Source organism: Cupriavidus sp. L7L (assembly GCF_004353535.1).
In the GTDB taxonomy this organism is placed as follows: Bacteria; Pseudomonadota; Gammaproteobacteria; order Burkholderiales; family Burkholderiaceae; genus Cupriavidus; species Cupriavidus oxalaticus_A.
The window spans coordinates 1-3698 of the sequence record NZ_SMNY01000089.1 but is presented as its reverse complement, the minus strand read 5'-3'; the positions used below and the strand labels follow the sequence as shown (position 1 = coordinate 3698).

The window sequence follows — 3698 nt, the reverse complement described above, 5'->3', positions numbered from 1 at the left end:
CATGGTCGAAAAGATCGGCGGACAGAAGAAGATCACCAAAACCGCGGTGCTGGGGCGAGCCTTCTCCCGAACCACCGTCAATGACGTGGTTGCATCCCTCGACACCTTCTACAATCGCCTGTCGAAGCAACAGCTTTCCGAGCTTTCGACCGTTCTCGAGAACAACGAAGCCGAGTTGGAAGGTCAGACGATCACGCTGCCCGCAGCCAGTTTGAAGGCATTGCTCGATGCGCGTCACAAGATCGAGAGCGAACGCCAAAAGCACAAGAAGAAGGACGCGAAGGTGACTAGCGTCAAGCCTGTTGCGCAGCTCGACCACGACGACGAGACGTTCGAGGTTGAGGATCTCTGCAAGGGTTGACCGTACGAACCAAACACATTTTGCTGACGGAATGTCGGACAACCTCGCCCTGCGCCCTACCCTCATCACTCCCAGCGACGCCTACGCGACGCTGAGGAAACTCACGCTGCCGCAGCACCTCGACGGCAGTGCCGGCACCAATCGGAATCCGGGCAGGCAGCAGATCTCCGCTGACCGGGATTGGGACGCCATCCAGATCTGGCTGAGCCAGTACAGGGACCGGCAAGCGACTTTTCTTGCGTACGAGAAGGAGGTGTCCCGCTTCTATGTCTGGGTGATCCTCACGTTGAAGAAGCCCCTATCTTCCGTTGTCCATGAGGATTGGTTGCGCTATACCGATTTCCTTCTCGACCCGCAGCCGGCTGCGCTTTGGGTTGGTGCCAAGCGGCCTCGTTTTGGACGAGATGGCCGCGTTTCGGAGGCATACAAGCCTTTTGCCGGCCCGCTCCAGCCGAAGAGCATCTCTTTTGCCGAGCGCGCTATCTGGCAGATGTTCGCCTGGCTGCGAGACGCAGGCTATTTGGCCGGAAACCCGCTACTGACGCTGTCCCGCCGTCGCGGAACGCCCGTCCTCAAGACGAAGCGCACTGACCGGATGCTGGAGGACAATCAGTGGCTTTGCCTGTTGAACTGGCTTGCCGCCTTCAAGCGCGACACCATCAATGCGCGGCGGCAGTACGCACGGAACCGATGGCTGATCGCGCTCTTCTACTCGACCGGAATTCGCAGCAGCGAAGCCTTGACTGCGCAAATGGGGGATATCGTCCGAGTACAGGACCCAGTCACGCAGAAGACCCGAGCATTCCTCCAAGTCATTGGGAAGGGATCGAAGCCACGCGACATTCCGCTGACCGACGAAGTGCTTAGCGAACTGAGCCTGTACCGACAATCGTTTGGACTGCCCGTCACGCCCGCCCCGCGCGAGGCCACTCCGATCATCTTCTCCATCCAGGTTAAGAAGGGATTCAGCCCGATCACTCGGCAAGCCCTGTACACAGTCTTCAAAGGGATGTTTGAAGCAGCAGCCGAAACGCTGGAGGACGAACAGGATGCAGATCACCTCCGTGCAGCGTCGACGCACTGGCTACGGCATATGGCCGCTTCCGCCATGCTACGGAACGGCACACCGCTTCTCGTCGTTCGGGATGTGCTCGGCCACGCTGATCTGGCCACCACGTCACTCTACTCGCACTCGCAAGCGCTGGACATGCACAGAGAGGTGGAAGCTCACAACCACCTGGATCTCCACCAGGTGGGCAAGTAATGAGCGGCTAAACCTCCCATTAATGTTTGCACAGTACACGTCGATAACTTGGCAATTCCGTATCGTTATACTTATACCCAAGGAGCAAGAAAATGAACAAGAATGCCGCCGCTACCATCGCCACCGGGCTCGCAATTCTGTTGAGTGCCAATGCGCACGCCGAGCAGAGTGTCATCTACGTCAGCCCGCCGCATATCGCCTATGAGATCCAGCTGCTGGAGAAGGGCCGCGTAATTCACGCCACTACCGTGTCGGCGATTCCCGGGAGTTCCTCGTCGTCCAAGACGGGACAGACAATCAGCTACCTGGCCTCCTGCGATCGCACCGCAGAAGCACTCTCGTGCAGCCCCGGCACGGTATGGAATGGATTCGAGATCGAATTGACGCCTGCGCTGGCAGCCAATGGCGATGTCACTACTGAGGTCGAAATCAAGGATAGTCAGTTCATCAGCATGGATACCGTCATGCAGGATGATGGCTTCCTGGTTCAGGCTCCCCGTGTCAGCACCGCTACCGCAAAGATGCGGGTCGCCATGCTGGACGGTAAAGCCGTTCAATTGCCGTATGCGGACGTGTCGACCGGCGTATCGCGCGAGATCAGCATCATCGCCCGGAAGATCTGACCATGGGGCGCGACACCAACAGAGTTGTCCTCAAGGGCACCGTGGCCGGCGCTCCGGAGACTCGCAGTAAGGCCTCTGGCGACAAGGCCGTTACGCTGCGTATCGCCACGGTGGAGCGCGTGCATCGCAATGGCGAATTCACGGACTTCACCAACTGGCATCGTGTGGTGTGCTTCGGCATCGTGGCCGAGGAAGCCGGCAATCTGGTCCAGAACGACCGCGTCAGTATCGAGGGAAAGCTGCAGACGCGGAAGTACGAGGTCGAAGGTAAGACATCGTATATGACCGAAGTCATCGCGTTCGATGTCGACAAGCTCGCCCCCGGCCTTGCTACCGGTGAGCGCAATGCCCCCACTCGTTCTACCGAACGGCCAGCGAGCCGGCCCGCTGCCAACCCGCCTGCGGATACGGCCTGGGATGAGGATCGACCGTTCTAGCCGATGCTATGACAGCCTCCATGCAGCGAGTGTCCGTCGCATTCTTTCACATCGTCACCCAGAGTGGCCAAGATCTCGGCTGGGTTGGCTACTGCGAGCATCTGGATGAGGCAATGGTCCCGGCTGTCCTGCATATGGGCGGCGAAGACGGGGCGAAGAGGCGTGCTGAGACGGATCCACCGAAGCCGCTTTCCTTTCATGGAGGCGAAGTATTTGCCCCCGTCTCATGGATGCTCAAAGGCCTCCGTGACGAAACGTTTGTCCCTGTCGTCAAGGCCATGGACCACGCGGCCCGAGCAGCCTTTGCCGACAGCAAGACAACGGGTGCGCGACCGGCAACACCGGGTCCCCGTGCCTAACGCTATCTCAAATCAAGCAACCCTTCTATGGAGAGCGAATCATGAAGAAAACCATGTTTGCCGTAAGCCTGGCTCTGGCCGCTGCCCTTGCCGGCTGCACGACGACCGGCTCCAACAACACCATCACGGACCAATCTAAGGTCGCCATGATCAAGCCTGGCGTTACCACCACGAAGGATGTGGAACGCATCTTTGGCCGCCCCAGCAACGTGCAGTACCTCGAGAAGGGCGAGCAGATCTGGTCGTACCAGAACGTCAGCACTGGGGCTCTCGCCTACATTCCGTTCGCCAACATGATGGGCAACAGCATGAAGGAATCGACGCTGGTCTTCCGCTTCACCGGAAAGGGCGTGGTGAAGGAATTCCAGCAAGCCGAGAACCGCCTGTAAGGAGACCGAATTGGGGGGTGTCGTTGAGGTACTGCACGTAGACGCTGCTGCCCTCCCCGGAGACGAGATCGCCGCCGCCCCTGCAGAGATGAGCCCTCAGGGCTTGCTACCCCCCCGCGGCCTGCTCTTTTCGGCGTCGCCCGTGGCCGCGCTCAGGGCGGTAGGGGGTGGGTGATCCGCGGTTTTGGCCTGGATATGAGCGCGCACCTCTTTTAACTCGGCCTGTGCCCCGGCAGCCAAGCCGACCGCCTCGGTCAGTTTGTCG

Annotated in this window: 5 protein-coding genes; all 5 read left to right on the top strand. The window is 59.6% G+C overall.

Going from position 1 to position 3698, the window contains the following annotated elements:
• On the top strand, positions 1 to 361 hold a 361-nt coding region (locus tag E1J61_RS37625; RefSeq protein ID WP_165971615.1), incomplete at its 5' end, for a hypothetical protein.
• A 31-nt stretch (positions 362 to 392) separates the two neighbouring features.
• Positions 393 to 1625 carry a tyrosine-type recombinase/integrase gene (locus tag E1J61_RS35740; RefSeq protein WP_133098504.1) on the top strand — a complete coding sequence of 411 codons (1233 nt, stop codon included), beginning with the start codon at positions 393 to 395 and terminating at the stop codon, positions 1623 to 1625.
• Between the two features lie 92 nt (positions 1626 to 1717).
• Positions 1718 to 2248, top strand: a complete 531-nt coding sequence (locus E1J61_RS35735; RefSeq protein ID WP_133098503.1) for a hypothetical protein — start codon at positions 1718 to 1720, stop codon at positions 2246 to 2248.
• Between the two features lie 2 nt (positions 2249 to 2250).
• Complete coding sequence (gene ssb / locus E1J61_RS35730; protein WP_133098502.1) at positions 2251 to 2685, top strand: single-stranded DNA-binding protein; 435 nt, start codon at positions 2251 to 2253, stop codon at positions 2683 to 2685.
• A gap of 400 nt (positions 2686 to 3085) precedes the next feature.
• The gene (locus E1J61_RS35725; RefSeq protein ID WP_133098501.1) at positions 3086 to 3433 is read left to right on the top strand and encodes an outer membrane protein assembly factor BamE; all 348 of its coding nucleotides are present in this window, start codon (positions 3086 to 3088) and stop codon (positions 3431 to 3433) included.
• Positions 3434 to 3698 lie beyond the last annotated feature (265 nt).